Raw genomic sequence first — 19,378 nt, 5'->3', positions numbered from 1 at the left:
ACAATGGAAGCGATGAACGACGACCTCGCGTCCCTGAACGCCTGCATCGATCGCACCAACGAGCTGCTGCTGCGCATGCTCGCCGAGGTGGCCAAGACACCCTCGACCCACGCGATCTTCGTCGACGCCGGGTACCTCTACGCGGCGGCGGGGCGCCTGGTGGCCGGGACCGAGGACCGCCGGGCCTTCGACCTGGACGCCGAGGGACTGATCGAGGCGCTCATCGACAAGGCGCGCATCATCTTCGCGGACAGCCGGCTGCTGCGGGTCTACTGGTACGACGGCGCCCGGCGCCGCATCCACACCGCCGAGCAGCAGTCCATCGCCGAACTTCCCGACGTGAAGGTCCGCCTGGGCAACCTCAACGCCAACAACCAGCAGAAGGGCGTCGACTCCCTCATCCGCTCCGACCTGGAGTCCCTCGCCCGGCACCGCGCCATCAGCGACGCGGCCCTCCTCGGCGGCGACGAGGACCTGGTCTCGGCGGTCGAGGCCGCCCAGGGATACGGCGCCCGCGTCCACCTGTGGGGCATCGAGGCGCCCGAGGGCCGCAACCAGGCCGACCCGCTGCTCTGGGAGGTCGACAGCCAGCGCACCTTCGACCTGGACTTCTTCAAGCCGTACGTCTCCCGGCGAACGGCCCACGCCTTCGAGGCGACGGGCGCGGCCCGGCCGGCCCGCGAGGACGTCCGCTTCGTGGGCGCGCAGATCGCCGCGAAGTGGCTGGCGGCACGCGGACGCCAGTCGCTGGTGGAACTGCTCCCCGGCCACCCCTACCTTCCCGGCTCGGTGGACCAGGACCTGCTGGTGGAGGCCGAGGGCCTGCTCCAGTACTCGCTCCGCGGCCAGGCCGACCTGCGCAGGGCGCTGCGGGACGGCTTCTGGGAGCACTTGCAGGCTCAGTACTGAGCGCGCGGTACTGAGCGGGGGCAGTGCTGAGCGCGCGGTACTGAGCGGGCGCAGTGCTGAGCGCGCGTACTGAGCGTCGCGGTACTAGCGTTCCGGCCGTCGCTGGGTGGGGGAGCCGTCCCAGAAGTCGGCGAGAGCGCGTGCGGTCGGCTCGGGCCGGTCGGTGTTGGGGGAGTGCTCGGCACCGGCGATCACGGTCCTGCGCGCGCCCAGCCGTACGGCCATCTCGTCCAGGAGGGGCACGGGCCAGGTGTCGTCGTAGGCGCCCGACAGCACGTGGAGCGGCAGCGGCACGGCGGCGAGCTCGCCGACGCGGTCCGGCTCCGTGCACAGCTGCCGCCCCGTGGCGAGGAGCTGAGCGGGCCTGGTGCCCAGCCAGCGGGCGCGCAGCCGATCCGGTTCGTCCGGGCCGTGCGCGGGTGCCGGGGCGCCGACCTCCTCGGGCGGCCCCATCGCCTGGATCACCTTCCAGACCTCGGCCATCGTCATGGTGTCGAGCGCGTCCCGAAGGAGCTTCACTCGCCGCTGCTGGGAGTCGGAGATCCGCGCCGGGCCCGAGGACATCAGCGTGAGGGAGACGAAGGGGGCATGGTCGAGCAGCACGGCGGCCCGTGCGATCTGACCGCCGAGGGAGTGCCCGAGGAGATGCACACGCGTCCCGAGAGCGGCGACCTGCGCGAGTACGTCCCGGGCCAGCTCGGCCTGCGCGTAGCCGGCTTCGTCGTGCTCGGGCCCGTCGGTCTCGTACTGGCCCCGCCCGTCCACGGCGACCGTACGGTATCCGCGCGCGCCGAGCGGCTCGTGCAACAGCGTGAAGTCCTCCTTGCTCCCCGTGAACCCGGGCAGCATCAGCACTGTCCCCTTCGCCTCGGCCCCGCCGGCCACGGGCGAGTCGACGACGGCGAACTCACCACGCGCGGTACGCAGCCGGTACGCGCGGGCGTCGGAGGGCGGGGTGAAGGCGGCGTTACTGCTCACGGGCAGAGGCTATCGGGCCGTGGGGGTGGGGGAGAGGGCGGCTGGGCTGCCGGGATGGCCGAGGTGGAGTGAGGCACTGGGCCGGCGGATGGGCGGGCGGTCGTGGGCGGGAACGCCGTCGGCCCGGCCCCGCGTATGGGCGGGACCGGGCCGACGGTCGGGCAGGCGGCGTTGATCAGCTTTCGCTGGACTCCGCGTGCTGCGTGGCGGCCGCGGCCGCCTTGCGGGTGCGGCGAGCCTTCGGCTTCGCCTCGGCCGTGTCGGTGGCCTCGGCGGGCGCCTCGACGGCAGCCGCCTTACGGGTCCGACGACGCGGCGCCGTCTCCGGCTCCTGAGAGGCCTGGGCCGGGATCTCGGCGGTGGCCTCGGTGGCCTTGACGGGGTCGGCGGCCTTGCGGGTGCGGCGGCGCGGCTTGGTCTCCGTGCCTTCGGCGGTGTCGACGGCGGTCTCGGTCTTGGCGGCGGCCGTCTTCCGGGTACGGCGCGGCTTGGCTTCGGCGGTCTCCGGGGCCTGCACGGCCGTTTCGGTGACCTCCGGTGTCTCCGCGGCCTTGCGGGTGCGGCGGCGCGGCTTGGCCTCCGTGCCTTCGGCGGTGTCGACGGCGGTCTCGGCCTTGGCGGCGGCCGTCTTCCGGGTGCGCCGGGGCTTGGCCTCGGCCGCTTCCGGCTCCTGTGCCGTCTGGGCCGGGATGCCGGCGGTGGCCTCGGTGGCCTTGACGGGGTCGGCGGCCTTGCGGGTGCGGCGGCGCGGCTTGGTCTCCGTGCCTTCGGCGGTGTCGACGGCGGCTTCCGCCTTGGCGGCGGCCGTCTTCCGGGTACGCCGCGGCTTGGCCTCGGCGGTCTCCGGGGCCTGCGCGGCCTCGGTGACCTCCGTGGGCTCGGCCACTGCGGCCTTGCGGGTGCGGCGGGGCTTGGCAGCCGTGGTGTCGGCAGCGTCCGCGGTGTCCGTCGCGGTCGATGCCGCGGCGGCCGTCTTGCGGGTGCGGCGCGGCTTCGTCTCCGTCGGTTCGGACGCGGGCTCGGTCGCTCCCTCGGCCGTGTCGACCGCCGTCTCGGCGGCCGTGGCCTTACGGGTGCGGCGGCGTGGCTTCTCCACGGAAACCTCGGCCACCGGGGCCTCGGTCACCGGGGCCTCGGTCACCGGGGTCACCGGGGCGTCGGCGACCGTCGGCTCGACCACCGGAGTGGTCTCCAGCGGAGCGGCCGGCGCCTCGGCCGACTTGCGGGTGCGGCGGCGACGCGACTTCGCCGGGGCCTCCGGCGTCTCCACGACCTCCGCGACTTCCGCGACCTCGGGGGTCGCGAGCGCGGTGCCCTCCGTGACCTGCGCCGCAGGGGCGTCGGTCGTCGCGGCCGTCACCGGCCGGCGCGACTCTCCACTGCGCGTACGGCGCCGACGGCGCAGCGTGCGGGGCGCGGCGTCGGTGTCCACGTCTGCGGCGCTGTCCGCACCGCCGGTCACGGCCTCCGGTGCGGTGGTCGCGGAGGCGTCCGCGTCCACCGGAGCACCGCCGCGCATCCGGCGCCGGCGACGCGGCGTCGTACGGGACGAACGCTCGCGGTCGGCGGAACGGGACTCCTCCCTGCCGCCGCCCCGGCCACCTCGGCCGCCCCGGTCGCCCCGCTCGCCACGCGCGCGGCCACCCGGCTCGCCCAGGTCCTCCAGCTCCTCCGCGTCGAGCCCGGCGCGCGTGCGCTCCGAGCGCGGCAGGAGACCCTTGGTTTCCTCGGGGATGCCGAGGTCGGTGTACAGGTGCGGGGAGGTGGAGTACGTCTCCGGCGGGTCGCTGAAGCCCAGGTCCAGCGCCTTGTTGATCAGCTGCCAGCGCGGGATGTCGTCCCAGTCGACCAGCGTGATCGCCGTGCCCTTCGCGCCTGCGCGGCCGGTGCGGCCGATGCGGTGCAGGTACGTCTTCTCCTCCTCCGGCGACTGGTAGTTGATGACGTGCGTCACGCCCTCGACGTCGATGCCGCGAGCGGCGACGTCGGTGCAGACGAGCACGTCCACCTTGCCGTTGCGGAAGGCCCGCAGGGCCTGCTCGCGAGCGCCCTGGCCGAGGTCGCCGTGGACCGCGCCGGAGGCGAAGCCGCGCTGCTTGAGCTGGTCGGCCAGGTCGGCCGCCGTGCGCTTGGTGCGGCAGAAGACCATGGCCAGTCCCCGGCCGTCGGCCTGCAGTATGCGCGCCACCATCTCGGGCTTGTCCATGTTGTGCGCGCGGTAGATGAACTGCTTCGTGTTCGCGACCGTCGCGCCCGCGTCGTCCGGCGAGGTGGCGGAGATGTGCGTGGGCTGCGACATGTAACGCCGGGCCAGCGAGATGACCGCGCCCGGCATGGTGGCCGAGAACAGCATGGTCTGACGCCGGGCCGGCAGCATGTTGATGATCTTCTCGACGTCGGGCAGGAAGCCCAGGTCGAGCATCTCGTCGGCCTCGTCGAGGACCAGGCTCTTGATGTGCTTCAGGCTCAGCTTCTTCTGGCCCGCCAGGTCCAGCAGGCGGCCCGGGGTGCCGACGATCACGTCGACGCCCTTCTTCAAAGCCTCGACCTGCGGCTCGTACGCCCGGCCGCCGTAGATCGCGAGGACGCGCACGTTGCGCACCTTGCCCGCGGTCAGGAGGTCGTTGGTGACCTGCTGGCACAGCTCGCGCGTCGGAACGACGACGAGGGCCTGCGGGGCGTCGGTCAGCGCCTCGGGTGCCGCGCGGCCCGCCTCGACGTCGACGGGGACGGTCACGCGCTCGAGGAGCGGGAGGCCGAAGCCCAGCGTCTTGCCGGTGCCGGTCTTGGCCTGGCCGATGACGTCCTTGCCCGAAAGGGCCACGGGGAGCGTCATCTCCTGGATGGGGAAGGGAGCGAGGATGCCGACGGCCTCGAGGGCTTCGGCGGTCTCGGGGAGGATCCCGAGGGATCGAAACGTCGTAGTCAGGGTGCTGCCTCTTCTGTGTACGTGGTGCGAGGCGAGCGCGCGGGTGGTGCCGGATCGTGTCGGGGACGTCGGCTGCCTTACGGGTGAGCCGTAGGACACGGGACCTCTGTCGACGCTCCAGCGCTCGTACCACTGAGGGTCCCCCTCCGGATTCCGTACGCAGCGTGGCGTACGGCAGGGAGGGCTGTCGGGTCGGAGCCGATCGGGCCACCGACCGGGCATCCTCATGCGTGCGGCCCGACGACGATGTCACGTACCCGTACGTCACATACTCGGCAGGCGCATTACCACCATACCTCGGATTCGCGCACACGCGATGGCCGATTTGGTCACGTAGTCGTCGTCACACTGAATGGCCAGGGCCGACCGGGAGCCTTCCCGCAGGCCACGGGCGGGCTATTGTGCGCTGCATGACGAGCTCTGACAAGCCTGGCAACGCCGCTGACGCCCCCGCCGAAACCGCCGAAACCACCGGAGCCACCGGAGCCACCGGAGCCACCGGAGCCACCGGAGCCACCGGAGTCGCCGCCCAGGACTGGGCGACGGCGGCCGCCGACCCGCAGTACCGTGCCGCGGTCGTGGACCTGCTCGGCGCACTCGCGTACGGCGAACTGGCGGCGTTCGAGCGGCTCGCGGAGGACGCCAAGCTGGCGCCCACGCTCGCGGACAAGGCGGAGCTGGCGAAGATGGCGTCGGCGGAGTTCCACCACTTCGAGCGGCTGCGGGACCGGCTCGCCGAGATCGGCGAGGAGCCGACGGAGGCGATGGAGCCGTTCGTGGCCGCGTACGACGGCTTCCACAAGCAGACGGACCCGTCCGACTGGCTGGAGGGGCTTGTCAAGGCCTACGTCGGTGACTCCATCGCCAGTGACTTCTACCGTGAGGTCGCGGCCCGCCTCGACTCCGACACCCGCGAGCTGGTGCTGGCGGTGCTCGACGACACCGGGCACGCGGGGTTCGCCGTGGAGAAGGTGCGCGCGGCGATCGACGCGGACCCGCGTGTGGGCGGGCGGCTCGCGCTGTGGGCACGGCGGCTGATGGGAGAGGCCCTCTCGCAGTCCCAGCGGGTGGTGGCCGACCGGGACGCGCTGTCGACGATGCTGGTCGGCGGTGTCGCGGACGGCTTCGACCTCGCCGAGGTCGGCAGGATGTTCTCCCGGATCACCGAGGCGCACACCAAGCGGATGGCGGCGCTGGGGCTGGCCGCCTGACCGTCCGCCCGTCCGCCCGACCGCCCGACCGTCCGGCCGCTGTCAGCGCGGGCGCGGTCCGGTACGGCGACGGCCTGTCAGGCGGTCGCCGATCGGCGGCGGAGTCTGCCCGCGGGGCGCAGCAGCAGCGACAGCGAGGCCGCGGAGAGGGTCGCCGAGCCCAGGAGAACCAGCAGGAGTCCGCCGGCGCCCAGCGCGGTGTGCGTGACGAAGGCCCCGAAGAGGGCCCCGGCGATCCCCGTCGGCAGAACCAGGACGCGGGCCGGCAGACGGTGTGGCAGACGGTGGGCGGCGGCCCATGCCAGGGCGAAGCCGAGGATCGCGGCGCTGAGCGCTTCCAAGAGCATGTCGGGGTCCCTCCCACGCAGCCGGCCTGCCCGAAACGGTCACAACCGTCTTACCCCTGACCTGCGGAATGCAACCCTCCTCCTGTGGGTGAACTGTGCTCCGTCCGTGAACGAGGCGACGGGAGCAGACAGCCGACGACGGGAGCGAACAGGGGACGACGGGAGGGGCCCGGCGGTGAGTCACCGCCGGGCCCCTCCCGTTCTGCGTGCGTCGTTCCGCGTCCGCCGACTACAGTGCGCCGAAGCCCACCTTGCGAGGGGCCTGCTCGCCGATCTCGACGTAGGCCAGACGGTCGGCCGGCACCAGGACCTTGCGGCCGTGTTCGTCCACGAGGCTCAGCAGCGCCGACTTGCCGGCGAGTGCCTCGGCCACCACACGCTCGACCTCCTCGGCACTCTGACCGCTCTCCAGAACGATCTCGCGGGGCGCGTGCTGCACGCCGATCTTGACCTCCACGGCTATGTCCCTCCGACGGTCAGTTAAGTGCGCGATCTTCCGCGCCGTACCCAGGACACATTAGCCCGGTGAGGGGACGTACACGCTGCGCCGGAGAACGCCAGGAGCGAACAGCCGACGGGGACAGAGTCGCCACACGTGAGCCGCCGCCCGCCACGCCGTGAGGGTCGGCTGCTCAGTGCTGTTCGCTGCCGTGCAGCGGGAAGCCGGCGATGCCCCGCCAGGCCAGCGAGGTCAGCAACTGGACCGCCTGGTCGCGCGGCACGCTGCGGTCGCTGTGCAACCAGGAGCGGGCCACCACCTGGGCGAGGCCGCCCAGCCCGGAGGCCAGCAGCATCGACTCGGCGCGCGAGAGGCCGGTGTCCTCCGCGATGACGTCGCAGATCGCCTCGGCGCACTCGTTCGTGACCTTGTCGACGCGCTCGCGCACGGCCGGCTCGTTGGTCAGGTCCGACTCGAAGACCAGCCGGAAGGCGCCGCCGTCGTCCTCGACGTACGCGAAGTAGGCGTCCATCGTCGCCCGGACGCGCTGCTTGTTGTCGGTGGTCGACGCGAGCGCGCTCCGCACGGACTGGATCAGGGACTCGCAGTGCTGGTCCAGCAGGGCGAGGTAGAGGTCGAGCTTGCCCGGGAAGTGCTGGTAGAGCACCGGCTTGCTGACGCCGGCGCGTTCGGCGATGTCGTCCATCGCGGCCGCGTGGTAGCCCTGGGCCACGAACACTTCCTGTGCGGCGCCCAGCAGCTGGTTGCGTCGGGCTCGGCGGGGAAGGCGTGTGCCCCGCGGGCGTACCGCCTCTGTCTGCTCGATGGCTGTCACGCCGCCTCCCATAGTCGTCCTCGTGCGGTGTGCGCCGCGTCGCCATCGTACTTTTCGGTAACCGTGGTGTGTGCGGTGCGAGCGCAGAATTTCACGGACCGGACGGTGGCGATAGCCGCACAACAGGTTTCGAAAGCTTTCAGGCCGGGCAGAAATCGGCCTCCTTCCTGCTCGGCGGGCTTCTCCGCCGCTTCCGGTGCCGTGTCTTCGGTCACCCGCGGCCGCGTCTCAGCGGTAGTCGTCCTCGTCGTGGGAGACGACCCGGGCCTGTTCCACCAGGTCGGCCTCGTTGGCGCGGTCCGGATCCACACCGGTCAACGGATCGTCGCGCTCCGGAGCGATGTCCGCCTGCTGCTCGGCGGCGTCGGCGTCCGGTGCCTCGACGTCGAACTCCTCCGCTTCCTGTGACTCGTCGTCGAAGGTCTCGGGGTCGGTCGGGTCGACGGTCATGCTGGGCTCCCTTCCTACGAACGTCCCTGAAGATGCAGGGGCCACACGCGGGTGCCCACTCCACGAGCCTAGGAGACACCCGATCCGGACGCCATGCGTCGCCAACGTCCGTGCCCGTTCCGTGCGCTGTCGGCATCAGTACCCGCCTGCCGCGCCGTCGCACCCGCGCTTGTGATGGCGAACACATGAACCACTTGCGTGATCGTCTCGTAATATTGCTACATGCCTTCGATCGAGCCGCCGTCCGTGCCGCCCGCCAACGTGCTGCCGAAGGCCGCAGCCGTCAAGGTCGCGGCCGGCGAGCGGCTCAGGTCGGTCCACCTGCCCGGACTCACCATGACGGTGCGCTCGAGGCCACCGGCCCGCGAGGGGCTGCCGCCCGCGCTCTACGTCCACGGCCTCGGCGGTTCCTCGCAGAACTGGTCGGCGCTGATGCCGTTGCTGGACGGCGTCGTCGACGGCGAGGCCATCGACCTGCCGGGCTTCGGCGACTCCCCGCCACCGGACGACGGCGACTACTCGATCACGGGCCACGCGCGCGCGGTAGTGCGCCACCTCGACGCGGCCGGGCGCGGCCCCGTGCACCTCTTCGGCAACTCGCTCGGCGGCGCCGTCGTCACCCGCGTCGCCGCGGTGCGGCCCGACCTGGTGCGGACGCTGACCCTCGTGTCGCCCGCGCTGCCGGAGGTCCGTGTGCAGCGCAGCGCCGTGCCGACGGGGCTGCTGGCGTTGCCGGGGGTGGTTTCGCTGTTCACCCGGCTCACCCGCGAGTGGACCGCGGAGCAGCGGGTCCGCGGCGTGACGGCGCTCTGCTACGGAGATCCGGGGCGCGTGTCGCCGGAGGGCTTCCGCAACGCGGTGGAGGAGATGGAACGGCGACTGCAACTGCCGTACTTTTGGGACGCCATGGCGCGTTCCGCCCGCGGGATCGTGAACGCGTACACGGTGGGTGGCCAGCAGGGGCTGTGGCGACAGGCCGAACGGGTTCTCGCACCGACGCTGCTGGTCTACGGTGGACGGGACCAACTCGTCGGCTACCGCATGGCACAGCGGGCGGCCCGCGCCTTCCGTGACTCCCGGCTGCTGACCCTGCCGGACGCGGGGCACGTGGCGATGATGGAATATCCGGAGACCGTGGCCACGGCGTTCCGCGAACTCCTCGCGGACACCGGGGAATCGGTGGTCGGCGAGAGGATCGACGCGGCCGTCGACGACGAGCCCGCCAACCAGACCACAGGAGGCTGAGGCGCGAAGTGGGACGCCACAGCCGCCGCGGACCCGCGCCCAGGGCCGACGCCGAGGGCGCCGCCGCAGCACGCGAGGGCCGCCCCGGCCTACTGGGACGCCGCCGGGCGCAGGGGCCTCCGGCGGAGGAGCAGGCACCGCCGGCGAACGGAACATCCCCCCGGGGGTATGCGGGTCCGGGCCGGCGGCTTCCGGACGGGACGCCGGCTCACGGGTTCCCCGCGGTCTCCGATGGGACGCCTGCGCGTGGGTTTCCGTCGGCTTCGGACGGGACGCCCGCGCGTGGGTTTCCGCAGGTTTCCGGTGGGACGCCCGCGCGTGGGTTTCCGCAGGTTTCCGGTGGGACGCCTGGGCGTGGTTTTCCGGTGGGTTCGGACGGCACGCCGGCGCATGGGTTCCCCAAGGTGGGGGACGGCACGCCGGCGCACGGTTTTCCGCGGGTGGCGGATGGTGCGCCCGCTCGTGGTGTCCCGGGGGTCCCGAACGGTACCCCCGCGCACGGTGCGCCGCGGGTTCGTGGCGGCCATCCCGAGCAGCGCGAACCCGGCGGTGGCTGGGGCGACGTGAACGGGCGGGCCGGTGCCGGACCCGGCGCACCGGCGGGACCGCCCCCCGGTGCCTACTCGCACCCCGCGCGTCCCGGGCCGCCCGGTCCGTCCGCGAGGCCGCCCGGCCCGCCCTTCCCGCGGCAGCGGCAGGCCGCTCCGGGAGGACCGCGGCAGGATTACCTGGACGCCTTCGGTGGGGACGGCGACGTCTTCGTGCCCCGCGCCCGGCGCCCTGACCCCGCCTCCGTGCAGCCCGCCGACCCGTACGCCTCCGTCACCGACTGGAGCGCCGGGGGCGGGGACGGTGGCGTCACGGGCTCCGCCGACGACGCGCCACCCACGGGTGAGCCCGCTCCGGTCAAGGGCGGTAAGGGCAGGACCTTCACCGGCATCGCCGCGGCCGCCGTCACCACCGTGCTGGCGGTCGTCGTGGCCGGCCAGGTCGCCGACGGGGTGGACGGTGACGGGGCGCGCTCGCAGTCCGCCACCGACCAGGCCCGCGACGTCCACGACTCCGCCTCGCGGGCGGAAGGACGGCTGACGCCCTCCGCCCCCGAGTCCGCGGCACCGCTGACGTACGAGCACAAGATGGAGAAGAGGTACCCGCTCGGCGCCGAACTCGACGGTTCGGGGAAGTTCGACGCGATCCCCGGCATCGACAAGGGGCCGGGAACGGGGCAGAAGTACACCTACCGCGTGGACGTGGAACAGGGGCTCGGCCTCGACGGGGCCCTCTTCGCCGAGGCTGTGCACAAGACGCTCAACGACGACCGGAGCTGGGCCCACAACGGCGCCCGCTCCTTCGAGCGCATCCACTCCGGGCAGCCCGACTTCGTGATCACGCTGGCCAGCCCCGGCACCACCGCCGACTGGTGCGCCAAGTCGGGCCTGGACACCACCGAGGACAACGTGTCCTGCGACTCGGCCGCCACCGAGCGCGTGATGATCAACGCCTACCGGTGGGCTCAGGGCGCGGAGCCGTACGGCGACGACATCCACGGGTACCGGCAGATGCTGATCAACCACGAGATCGGCCACCGCATCGGCTTCAACCACGTCACCTGCGACAAGGACGGCGAACTCGCCCCGGTCATGCAGCAGCAGACCAAGTTCGTCGACCACGACGGAATCGACTGCCGTCCCAACCCCTGGGCCTACCCCAACAGCTGACCGCGAGTCATGGCCGCCGCATCACGTGTGGTGACTGTTTGATCTCTTAGCGCGACCGAACGCGCCCCGCATGGGAAAGTCACGCCCGTTCACCCCTTCTGGTGGCGCGATGGACAACCGTCCATCGCGCCACCGCCTCGTCCGCATACGTTCGTCCCGCTGCGAGCCGCCGGGCCAACGACGGCTCCCCAGACGGGAGATCGGGGGTGCGCGCGTGCGCATCGGACTGCTTACGGAGGGTGGCTATCCGTATGTGAGCGGTGAGGCGGGGCTCTGGTGCGATCGGCTCGTGCGCGGGCTCGAGCAGCACGAGTTCGACGTCTACGCGCTCAGCCGCAGCGAGCGCCAGGAGGACGAGGGGTGGGTTCCGCTGCCGCCGCAGGTCGGCCGGGTACGCACCGCGTCGCTGTGGGACTTCGAGGACGACGGGGTGGTTCACGGGCGGCGCGCGCGTAGGCGCTTCGCGGAGTGTTACGGCGAACTCGCCGCGGTCCTGTGTACGACCGCCCCCGGCAACTCCTCCGCGAGCTCGGAGAGGGCGTCGGGAGGGGCCTCGGAGGGCGAGTCGGCCCTTGAGGCGGACCGTTTCGCCAACGCGCTGTACGGTCTCGCCGAACTCGCCCGCGACGAAGGCGGACTGCCCGCCGCACTCCGCTCGGAGACCGCCGTACGCGCCCTGGAACGCGCCTGTCGCGCGCCCGGCGCCCACCGCTCCGCACGTGAGGCGCGCGTCCCCGACCTGCTCGCCGTAGCCGCGCGCCTCGAACGCGCCCTGCGCCCCCTGTCGCTCGACTGGTACGAGGAAGACGACCTCGGCGCGGTGGACCTGTGCCACGCGGCCTCCGGCGGCACGGCGGCGCTTCCGGGCCTGCTCGCCCGGCACTTCTGCGACGTGCCCCTGCTGGTGACCGAATACGGGGTGCGGCTGCGGACGCACTACCTGACCGAACCCGACGCCCCACCCGCGATGCGGTCCGTGCTGGCCGCCTTCCACGGCCGGCTGGCCGCCGAGACCTACCGGCGTGCGGCCGTGATCACGCCCGGCAACGCGCACGCCCGCCGCTGGCAGGAGCGTTGCGGGGCCGACCGCGCCAAGCTCCGCACCGTCCACCCGGGTATGGACGCGACTCCCTTCGCCGAGACGGGGGAGTCGCCGGGGTACGCCGACCCGCACACCCTCGTCTGGGTCGGCCGCGTCGAGCCCGCCAAGGACCTGGTGTCGCTGCTGCACGCCTTCGCGGAGATCCGCAAGGCGGAGCCCCGGGCGCGGCTCCGGATCGTCGGCAGCCCCACCGGCCCCGACGGCGCGGCCTACCTCGCCCACTGCGAGGGCCTGGCCGCGCAGCTCTTCCCCGACGAGGCCGACGGCCCGCACGCCGTCGGACGCAACCCGGTGTCCTTCGAGGAGACCGGCGGGCCGGAACTGCCGTCCCGCGCCGACGCGTACGGCGCGGGCGCCCTGGTGGTCCTCTCCAGCGTCGTCGAGGGGTTCCCGTCCGGGCTGGTCGAGGCCATGTTCTGTGGACGCGCGACGGTTTCCACGGACGTCGGCGCGGTCGTCGAGGCGATCGGCGGCACCGGACTCGTCGTGCCGCCGCGCAATCCGCGGGCGCTCGCCGAGGCGTGCGTCGCCCTTTTGCGCGACCCTGAGCGCCGTGAGCGACTGGGCGCCGCCGCGCGCGCCCGCGCACTGGAACTGTTCACCGTCGAGCAGAACGTCGCGGCATTTCACGGCATTTACCTGGAGATCCTCTCCAGTGTCCCGGTCCGCCGCGTCGTCCTCGACGACACCGGCGAACCTCTGCCGTTCGCCGTCCCCGCCGAGGCCCACGTCCCCGGCCGCTGGACCGACCCCACGGCCCGTGTCGTGGCCCGGGGCGGCCCCGGCTGGGCTACGGACGCCCCCGTCCGGGCCACCTCCCCGGCCTCCGCGACCGAGGGGGTCCGATGAGCGGCCTCGGCGAACTCGACCGCCCCGGCACCCCCGGCAGCCCGGGCGCCTGGGACTCCCGCTCGCGGGAGTCCCTGACCGACGGCACGCCAGACACCTCCGACACGCCTGACGCGCAAACGCGCACCGGTCGGTGGACGGACGAGGACCGGCGCCCGGGCGAGCGCGGTTTTCCGGGCACGGTCGTGCCGTCGCGCGAGGGCGCCGACGGCGGCGCAGCGGCCGCCGGAGGTAGTGCGGTCGCCGGAGGCAGCCGGGCCGTCCGCGGTGGAGAGGTTGCCAGGGGCAGTGCGGTCGCCGGGGAGCCTGCGGTCGCCGGGGGCGGCCCGGTCGCCCGAGGCGCAGCGGGCGGCGGTGGCACTGCGGACGCCCGCGGCGGAGTGGCCGGCGGCGGAACGGTAGCCGTCGGCAAGGAGTCGCCGTCCGCCGCGCGCCGTGCCGCCGCGGACCCGGTGAAGGCCCTGATGTACCGTCACCGCGACCTGTGCGAGCGTGCCGTGGACCCGTTGGAGATCGCGGCGGGCCTGGAGGCGCACGGCGTCACCGACCGGACGGCCGCACGCTTCCGCCACCGGGACGTCTTCTCCCTCGCGGAGGAGATGTACGCCCGCGTCCCGCGCGACGGCGACACGTCCCCGCGTCCCACGAAGTCGCCGGCTCCCCGGGTACGCACCGCCTGGACCGTCCTCGCGCTGCTGCCCGGCGCGCTGGGCGCCGCCGCCGTGACCGGCCTGCGCCTCACCGAAGGCCGACCGCGGCTGACCGCGGCCGTCGTCGGCGCCCTCGTGGTCACTCTCGCGGTGCGCGCGGCACTGCGCCGGGGCCCGCTGAGGGCCGCGACGCGTACCACCGGTACCTGGACCTGCTGGCTCGTCGGCTACGCCCTCCTCGGCGACGGACTGCTCCGCGCCGCTCTCGCCGGCGGCCCGGACGGCCTGCCCGACGGCACCGCCGAGGGCCCGTGGCCCGTCACCGTCGCCCCTGTACTGGCTCTCGCCCTGGCCTGCGCGCCCGCGGCCGCAAGTGCCCACCTCTTCGCCGTGGGCGCCCGCCGCAAACTGACGGCCAGCCGCGGCCTGGCCGACTTCTCCGCCTCCGTGCGCCCCCTGCTGCTCGGCACGGTCGCCCTGTTCATGTGCGCCCTGACGGCCCTGGTCGCGCTGACCGGCGCGGTCCTCGCGGAGCCCGCCGCCCACCCCCAGGCACTCACCCTGGGCGCCCTCCTCCTGCTCGCCCGCCTGCTCACCGTGCACGGCTGCACACACGCCCCCACGCGCGTCCTCACCGTCGTGGCCACCGTCGAGGCGGCGGCCCTGGCCACGCTCTTCGCCGGTCGCCTCCCCGGCTGCGGTTTCCTCGCCGCCCCGGTGGAGGCCCTGGTCGCCGCCTGCGGTCCGGCCGGCGTTCCGACGGCGGCCTGCGGCATCGGCGCGCTGACCCTCCTGGTGCACGCGACCCGCCGCCTGACCAGGGCCTCGGCCCACGCATCCGTGGAGCAGCCGCAGTGACCGCGCGCCCCGGGACAACCCCCCACACGTCCACATCACCCTCCGAAGGAGCCCCCAGATGACCACCTCCCGACCCGACGCCTCGGCACCGGGAGCAGCCCGATGAGAGTCCTGCTGATCGGAGCCAACGGCTATATCGGCCGCTTCGTCGCCGACCGTCTGCTCGCCGACCCGGCCGTCCAGCTCACCGTCCTCGGCCGCGGCGACGACGCCGACGTCCGCTTCGACCTCGCCACCGGCAGCCCCGGCGCCCTCACCCGCTTCCTCGACGCGGTCCATCCCGGCGTCGTCGTCAACTGCGCCGGCGCCACCCGGGGCGGCGCCCGCGACCTCACCCGGCACAACACCGTCGCCGTCGCCACCGTCTGCGAGGCGCTGCGCCGCAGCGGCTGCGGCGCCCGCCTGGTGCAGGTCGGCTGCAGTGCGGAGTACGGCCCCAGCCAGCCCGGCTCCTCCACCGCGGAGGACGCCGTGCCCCGTCCCGGCGGCCCCTACGGCGTCAGCAAGCTCGCCGCGACCGAACTGGTCCTCGGCTCCGGCCTGGACGCCGTCGTCCTGCGCGTCTTCTCGCCCGCCGGTCCCGGCACCCCCGCCGGCTCCCCGCTGGGCCGCCTCGCCGAGGCCATGCGCCGCGCGATGCAGTCCGGCGACGGTGAACTCCGCCTCGGCGGCCTCGGCGCCCAGCGTGACTTCATCGACGTCCGCGACGTCGCCCGCGCCGTCCACGCCGCGTCCCTGTCCGCGGCCCAGGGAGTCATCAACATCGGTTCCGGCCGCGCCGTCCGCCTGCGCGACGCCGCCGCCACCCTCGCCCGCGTGGCCGGATACGGCGGTGCCCTGCACGAACTCGACGGCCCCCCCGGCGCACTGCGGCCCACCATCGGCCACCCCCGCACCGAGACCATGTCCCACCGCGTCGACTCCCTGGGCCACCACCGCTCCGACGCTCTCGGCCATCACCGCCCGGAGCCCCTCGGGATCCGCGGCGACCGTGCCGACGCCGAGCACGTGGCCCCGGTCGCCCACCCCTACCCGGACGGCTGCGGCAGTTGGCAGCAGGCCGATGTGCGCACCGCACGCGACCGGCTCGGCTGGCGGCCCCGGATCGCCCTGGAAGAGTCCCTCGCGGACATCTGGATGGAGGCGGCATGCCGTATCTGACCAGTGCCAAAACGGGCACCGCGAGCACCGGCGTCCGCACCGGCCTCGGCGTTCCGGGACTGGCCCACCCCCTCGTCGCGCCCGGCGAGTGGTCCGGCCTCACCTGCCCGGGCGCCCCCCTGCACTGGGTCGTCCTGAACGTCGCCGACGGCCCCGGCGCGCACCCCGACCCGCGTTGCCTGGACGTCGTCGGACGCCTGCGCAACGCGGGCGTCCGCGTCCTCGGTCACCTCGATGCCGCGTACGGGGCCCGGAGCTTCGGTGCGCTGATCTCCGACGCGCACCGACACCTCGACTGGTACCAGGTCGACGGCTTCCTCCTCGATCGCTGCCCGTCCGAACGCTCCGCGCTCCCCGAGGTCCGCCGCACCGTGACCACTCTCCGGGCGATCCGTGACGATGCCCACGTCGTCCTCGGCCACGGCACCCACCCCTACCCCGGCTATGCGGAGAACGCCGACCAACTCGTCACCTTCTCGGGCGCCTGGAGCGACTACCGCTGGTCCCAGGCGGCCGAGTGGAGCGCCGACTATCCGCCCGAGCGCTTCTGCCACTTCGTGCACGGCGTCCCCCGCGGGCATCTGGAGGAGGCGCTGCGCATCGCCCGCTGGCAGGGCGCCGCGACGATCTACTTCACCGACCGCACGGACCAGGGCGGCCGGATCGACCCCTGGGAGACGATGCCCGGCTACTGGGACGAAATCGTCTCGCGAGTCGGGACGGGTGTCTCGGAATGAAAAAGGCCGTGGCAGTGTTACTGGGAGAACAACCGTAATCACTGACCGACCAACGGAGTCCCCGTGTCGCTGCCACCCCTGGTCGAGCCGGCCCCCGAGCTCACCGTAGACGAGGTCCGCAGGTACTCCCGCCACCTGATCATCCCCGACGTGGGGATGGACGGGCAGAAGCGGCTGAAGAACGCCAAGGTGCTCGCCGTGGGCGCGGGCGGCCTCGGCTCGCCGACCCTGATGTATCTGGCGGCGGCCGGTGTCGGCACGCTCGGCATCGTGGAGTTCGACGAGGTCGACGAGTCGAACCTGCAACGGCAGGTCATCCACAGCCAGGCCGACATCGGCCGGTCCAAGGCCGAGTCCGCCCGCGACACCATCAAGGGCATCAACCCGTACGTGGACGTGGTCCTTCACCAGGAGCGGCTCGAGGCCGACAACGTGATGGACATCTTCAGCCAGTACGACCTGATCGTCGACGGTACGGACAACTTCGCGACCCGCTACCTGGTCAACGACGCTTGCGTGCTGCTGAACAAGCCCTACGTCTGGGGTTCGATCTACCGCTTCGACGGCCAGGCCTCCGTCTTCTGGTCCGAGCACGGCCCCTGCTACCGCTGCCTCTACCCGGAGCCCCCGCCCCCCGGCATGGTCCCGTCCTGCGCCGAGGGCGGCGTCCTGGGCGTGCTGTGCGCGTCCATCGGCTCCATCCAGACCAACGAGGCGATCAAGCTCCTCGCGGGCATCGGCGAGCCGCTGGTCGGCCGCTTGATGATCTACGACGCCCTGGAGATGCAGTACCGCCAGGTCAAGGTCCGCAAGGACCCCGACTGCGCGGTCTGCGGTGAGAACCCGACCGTCACCGAGCTCATCGACTACGAGGCCTTCTGCGGCGTCGTGTCCGAGGAGGCCCAGGCGGCTGCCGCCGACTCCACCATCACTCCGAAGCAGCTCAAGGAGTGGATCGACGACGGCGAGAACATCGAGCTCATCGACGTCCGCGAGCCGAACGAGTTCGAGATCGTCTCCATCCCGGGCGCCCGGCTGATCCCGAAGAACGAGTTCCTCATGGGCTCGGCCCTGGAGAGCCTCCCGCAGGACAAGAAGATTGTCTTGAACTGCAAGACGGGTGTCCGTAGTGCGGAAGTTCTGGCGGTCCTCAAGTCCGCCGGCTTCTCGGACGCCGTGCACGTGGGCGGCGGCGTGATCGGCTGGGTCAACCAGATCGAGCCGGCCAAGCCCGTCTACTGACCGGGCCCCGATCCCGTTCTCCGGACGGCGGGGGTTTCGCGCACCGCAGGTGCCCGAAGCCCCCGCCGCCGTCATGAGCAGACCTTGCCGTCCTTCGGCACCGTCCCCTTCAGCAGATAGCCGTCCACCGCGGAGTCGACACAGTCGCTCCCGCTCCCGTAGGCCCCGTGTCCCTCGCCCTTCCACGTGAGCACCACACCGACGTCCGCGCCCAGCTCGTCCGCCATCCTGCGGGCGCCCTCGTAGGGCGTCGCCGGGTCGCCGGTGTTGCCGATCACCAGGATCGGAGCCGCGCCGGGCGCGCTCACCTCGGGGGTCTCGTGCTGACCGGCCACCGGCCAGTCGTGGCACCACCCGGCCGTGTCCCAGCCGAGGAACGCCCCGAAGACGGGCGAGACCTTCTCGAACCTCGGCAGCAGCTTCCTGGTCTCGTCGACGGTCGGCCGCTGCTTGTCGTCCAGGCACGATATGACTCGTTGGGAGTGGGTCGTCGTGCCGTAGCGGCCCGAGGGGTCCCGCTCGTTGTAGCCGTCGGCGAGCGCCAGCAGTTCGGAGCCGTCGCCCTCCTCGGCCGCCGCGAGCGCGCTCGTCAGGGCCGGCCAGCCGTCCTTGCTGTAGAGCGGCAGCACGATTCCGGTGAGGGCGAGTGTCTGCGTGAGCTCGCGCCCCTGCGACGACGTCGGCAGCGGTTTCGCGTCGAGACGCTCCAGCAGGTCGGCGATCTCCCGCGAACCCTGCTTCGGGTCCTGCCCGGTGGACTTCAGATAGTCGTCCAGCGCGCGCTGGAAGCCCCTGGCCTGGTTCTCGGCGTGGCCCATCGTGTCGGCACCCGGGTCCACGACCGCGTCGAGGATCACGCGCCCCACGCGCCCCGGGAACAGGTGGGCGTAGACGCCGCCGAGTTCGGTGCCGTACGAGATGCCGAAGTAGTGCATCTTCTCGTCGCCCAGCACGTGCCGCATCAGGTCCATGTCGCGGGCGGTGTCCGTGGTCGAGACGTGTTCCATCAGCTTGCCGGCGGCCTTCTGGCAGCCAGCGCCGAAGTCGGCGGCGTCCTTCAGATACGCCTGTTCCTCGGCCGCGGTGTCGGGCGTGGAGTCCACCGACTCGGCGTCCTCGATCGCCTCGTCGGCGCGGCAGCGGATCCCCTCGCTGGCGGCCACCCCGCGCGGGTCCCAGCTGACGAGGTCGTATCGCTCGTGCAGCGAGGAGACGGTGTCGGCGTAGGACGGCATCATGGAGACGCCGGAGCCGCCGGGGCCGCCGAAGTTGAACAGCAGGGAGCCGATGCGCCCGTCGTCGCCGGTGGTTTTGGCCCGGATCAGCGCGAGGCCGATCGTCTCGCCGTCCGGCTCGGCCCAGTCCAGCGGTGCCTCAAGCGTGGCGCACTGCCAGTCGCCGCCCGGCGCGGGGGAGTCGGCGGTGCCTTTGCAGCGGCCCCAGCCGAGCGTCTGGGAGGCCAGCGAATCGGGCACCCCGGGCGGTGCGGCCGCGGACGGCCCTGCGCTGCTCGCCCCCTCTGTCCCCCCGTCGTCCTGGTCGTCACCGGACGAGCCGCTGCTGCAGCCCGCAGTCAGCAGTGCGGCGGCGGCCGTCAGAGCCGTCCACCGTACGAGACGCGCCATGTCCTCTCCCCCCTCGCAAGCCGTCCGCGCCGTGCAGCGGATGGCGGTCATGCCATGGTAGGCGGAGCACGCAGAGCCCGCTGGGCCCTGTGG

Annotated in this window: 17 protein-coding genes; 9 read left to right on the top strand and 8 right to left on the bottom strand. The window is 73.0% G+C overall.

Translation table 11 applies throughout. The features are described 5' to 3' along the window. Positions 1–3: 3 nt before the first annotated feature. Complete coding sequence (locus ACIQ1J_RS20880; protein ID WP_403558830.1) at positions 4–909, top strand: NYN domain-containing protein; 906 nt, start codon at positions 4–6, stop codon at positions 907–909. An 84-nt stretch (positions 910–993) separates the two neighbouring features. On the opposite strand, the gene ACIQ1J_RS20875 is transcribed toward ACIQ1J_RS20880, so the two are convergent. Next, positions 994–1,887: an alpha/beta fold hydrolase gene (locus tag ACIQ1J_RS20875; RefSeq protein ID WP_403558579.1), complete on the bottom strand. Its 894-nt coding sequence runs from the start codon at positions 1,885–1,887 to the stop codon at positions 994–996. Positions 1,888–2,062: 175 nt separating this feature from the next. Continuing rightward, positions 2,063–4,723, bottom strand: a complete 2,661-nt coding sequence (locus ACIQ1J_RS20870; RefSeq protein ID WP_403558577.1) for a DEAD/DEAH box helicase — start codon at positions 4,721–4,723, stop codon at positions 2,063–2,065. 503 nt (positions 4,724–5,226) lie between these two features. Between ACIQ1J_RS20870 and ACIQ1J_RS20865 the strand changes: the two genes are divergently transcribed. Continuing rightward, the gene (locus ACIQ1J_RS20865; RefSeq protein ID WP_403558575.1) at positions 5,227–6,027 is read left to right on the top strand and encodes a ferritin-like domain-containing protein; all 801 of its coding nucleotides are present in this window, start codon (positions 5,227–5,229) and stop codon (positions 6,025–6,027) included. A 77-nt stretch (positions 6,028–6,104) separates the two neighbouring features. Here ACIQ1J_RS20865 and ACIQ1J_RS20860 read toward each other — a convergent pair whose 3' ends face one another. The 5 genes from ACIQ1J_RS20860 to ACIQ1J_RS20840 form a co-directional block, all read right to left on the bottom strand. Then, a complete protein-coding gene (locus ACIQ1J_RS20860) occupies positions 6,105–6,374 on the bottom strand; it encodes a hypothetical protein (RefSeq protein ID WP_121749089.1) in 270 nt (89 codons plus the stop codon). Between the two features lie 229 nt (positions 6,375–6,603). Then, the gene (locus ACIQ1J_RS20855) at positions 6,604–6,831 is read right to left on the bottom strand and encodes a DUF3107 domain-containing protein (RefSeq protein WP_121749090.1); all 228 of its coding nucleotides are present in this window, start codon (positions 6,829–6,831) and stop codon (positions 6,604–6,606) included. Between the two features lie 175 nt (positions 6,832–7,006). Then, positions 7,007–7,648: a TetR/AcrR family transcriptional regulator gene (locus tag ACIQ1J_RS20850; RefSeq protein WP_121749529.1), complete on the bottom strand. Its 642-nt coding sequence runs from the start codon at positions 7,646–7,648 to the stop codon at positions 7,007–7,009. Beyond that, the gene (locus ACIQ1J_RS20845; RefSeq protein ID WP_403558572.1) at positions 7,645–7,863 is read right to left on the bottom strand and encodes a hypothetical protein; all 219 of its coding nucleotides are present in this window, start codon (positions 7,861–7,863) and stop codon (positions 7,645–7,647) included. Before ACIQ1J_RS20845 ends, ACIQ1J_RS20850 begins: the two co-directional genes overlap by 4 nt. A 13-nt stretch (positions 7,864–7,876) precedes the next feature. Continuing rightward, complete coding sequence (locus ACIQ1J_RS20840) at positions 7,877–8,098, bottom strand: hypothetical protein (protein ID WP_403558570.1); 222 nt, start codon at positions 8,096–8,098, stop codon at positions 7,877–7,879. A gap of 222 nt (positions 8,099–8,320) precedes the next feature. On the opposite strand from ACIQ1J_RS20840, the gene ACIQ1J_RS20835 reads away from it, so the two are divergent. The 7 genes from ACIQ1J_RS20835 to moeZ all read left to right on the top strand — a co-directional run bounded on the left by ACIQ1J_RS20835 (position 8,321) and on the right by moeZ (position 17,660). After that, positions 8,321–9,343 (top strand): alpha/beta fold hydrolase, encoded by a 1,023-nt coding sequence (locus ACIQ1J_RS20835; protein ID WP_403558568.1) that lies wholly within the window; start codon positions 8,321–8,323, stop codon positions 9,341–9,343. A gap of 8 nt (positions 9,344–9,351) precedes the next feature. Next, on the top strand, positions 9,352–11,061 hold the full coding sequence (locus ACIQ1J_RS20830) for a DUF3152 domain-containing protein (RefSeq protein ID WP_403558566.1): 1,710 nt from the start codon (positions 9,352–9,354) through the stop codon (positions 11,059–11,061). Between the two features lie 214 nt (positions 11,062–11,275). Continuing rightward, entirely contained in the window at positions 11,276–13,012 is a 1,737-nt protein-coding gene (locus tag ACIQ1J_RS20825) for a DUF3492 domain-containing protein (RefSeq protein ID WP_403558564.1), read from the top strand. Then, a complete protein-coding gene (locus ACIQ1J_RS20820; protein WP_403558562.1) occupies positions 13,009–14,520 on the top strand; it encodes a hypothetical protein in 1,512 nt (503 codons plus the stop codon). Before ACIQ1J_RS20825 ends, ACIQ1J_RS20820 begins: the two co-directional genes overlap by 4 nt. Before the next feature lie 102 nt (positions 14,521–14,622). Then, positions 14,623–15,681, top strand: a complete 1,059-nt coding sequence (locus ACIQ1J_RS20815) for an NAD-dependent epimerase/dehydratase family protein (protein ID WP_403558560.1) — start codon at positions 14,623–14,625, stop codon at positions 15,679–15,681. Continuing rightward, positions 15,669–16,418, top strand: coding sequence for a spherulation-specific family 4 protein (locus ACIQ1J_RS20810; protein WP_403558558.1), 750 nt, complete (start codon positions 15,669–15,671; stop codon positions 16,416–16,418). Before ACIQ1J_RS20815 ends, ACIQ1J_RS20810 begins: the two co-directional genes overlap by 13 nt. 63 nt (positions 16,419–16,481) lie before the next feature. Then, positions 16,482–17,660, top strand: coding sequence for an adenylyltransferase/sulfurtransferase MoeZ (gene moeZ, locus ACIQ1J_RS20805; RefSeq protein ID WP_055417970.1), 1,179 nt, complete (start codon positions 16,482–16,484; stop codon positions 17,658–17,660). A 71-nt stretch (positions 17,661–17,731) separates the two neighbouring features. Here the strand turns inward: moeZ and ACIQ1J_RS20800 are convergent, their stop codons facing one another. Further along, positions 17,732–19,285 carry an alpha/beta hydrolase gene (locus ACIQ1J_RS20800; RefSeq protein ID WP_403558555.1) on the bottom strand — a complete coding sequence of 518 codons (1,554 nt, stop codon included), beginning with the start codon at positions 19,283–19,285 and terminating at the stop codon, positions 17,732–17,734. Between the last annotated feature and the right edge of the window lie 93 nt (positions 19,286–19,378).

It is taken from the genome of Streptomyces sp. NPDC097107, assembly GCF_044762405.1.
GTDB lineage: Bacteria > Actinomycetota > Actinomycetes > Streptomycetales > Streptomycetaceae > Streptomyces > Streptomyces thinghirensis.
Note: the sequence above shows the minus strand (reverse complement) of the source record. Positions and strands in the feature narration are given on the sequence as shown.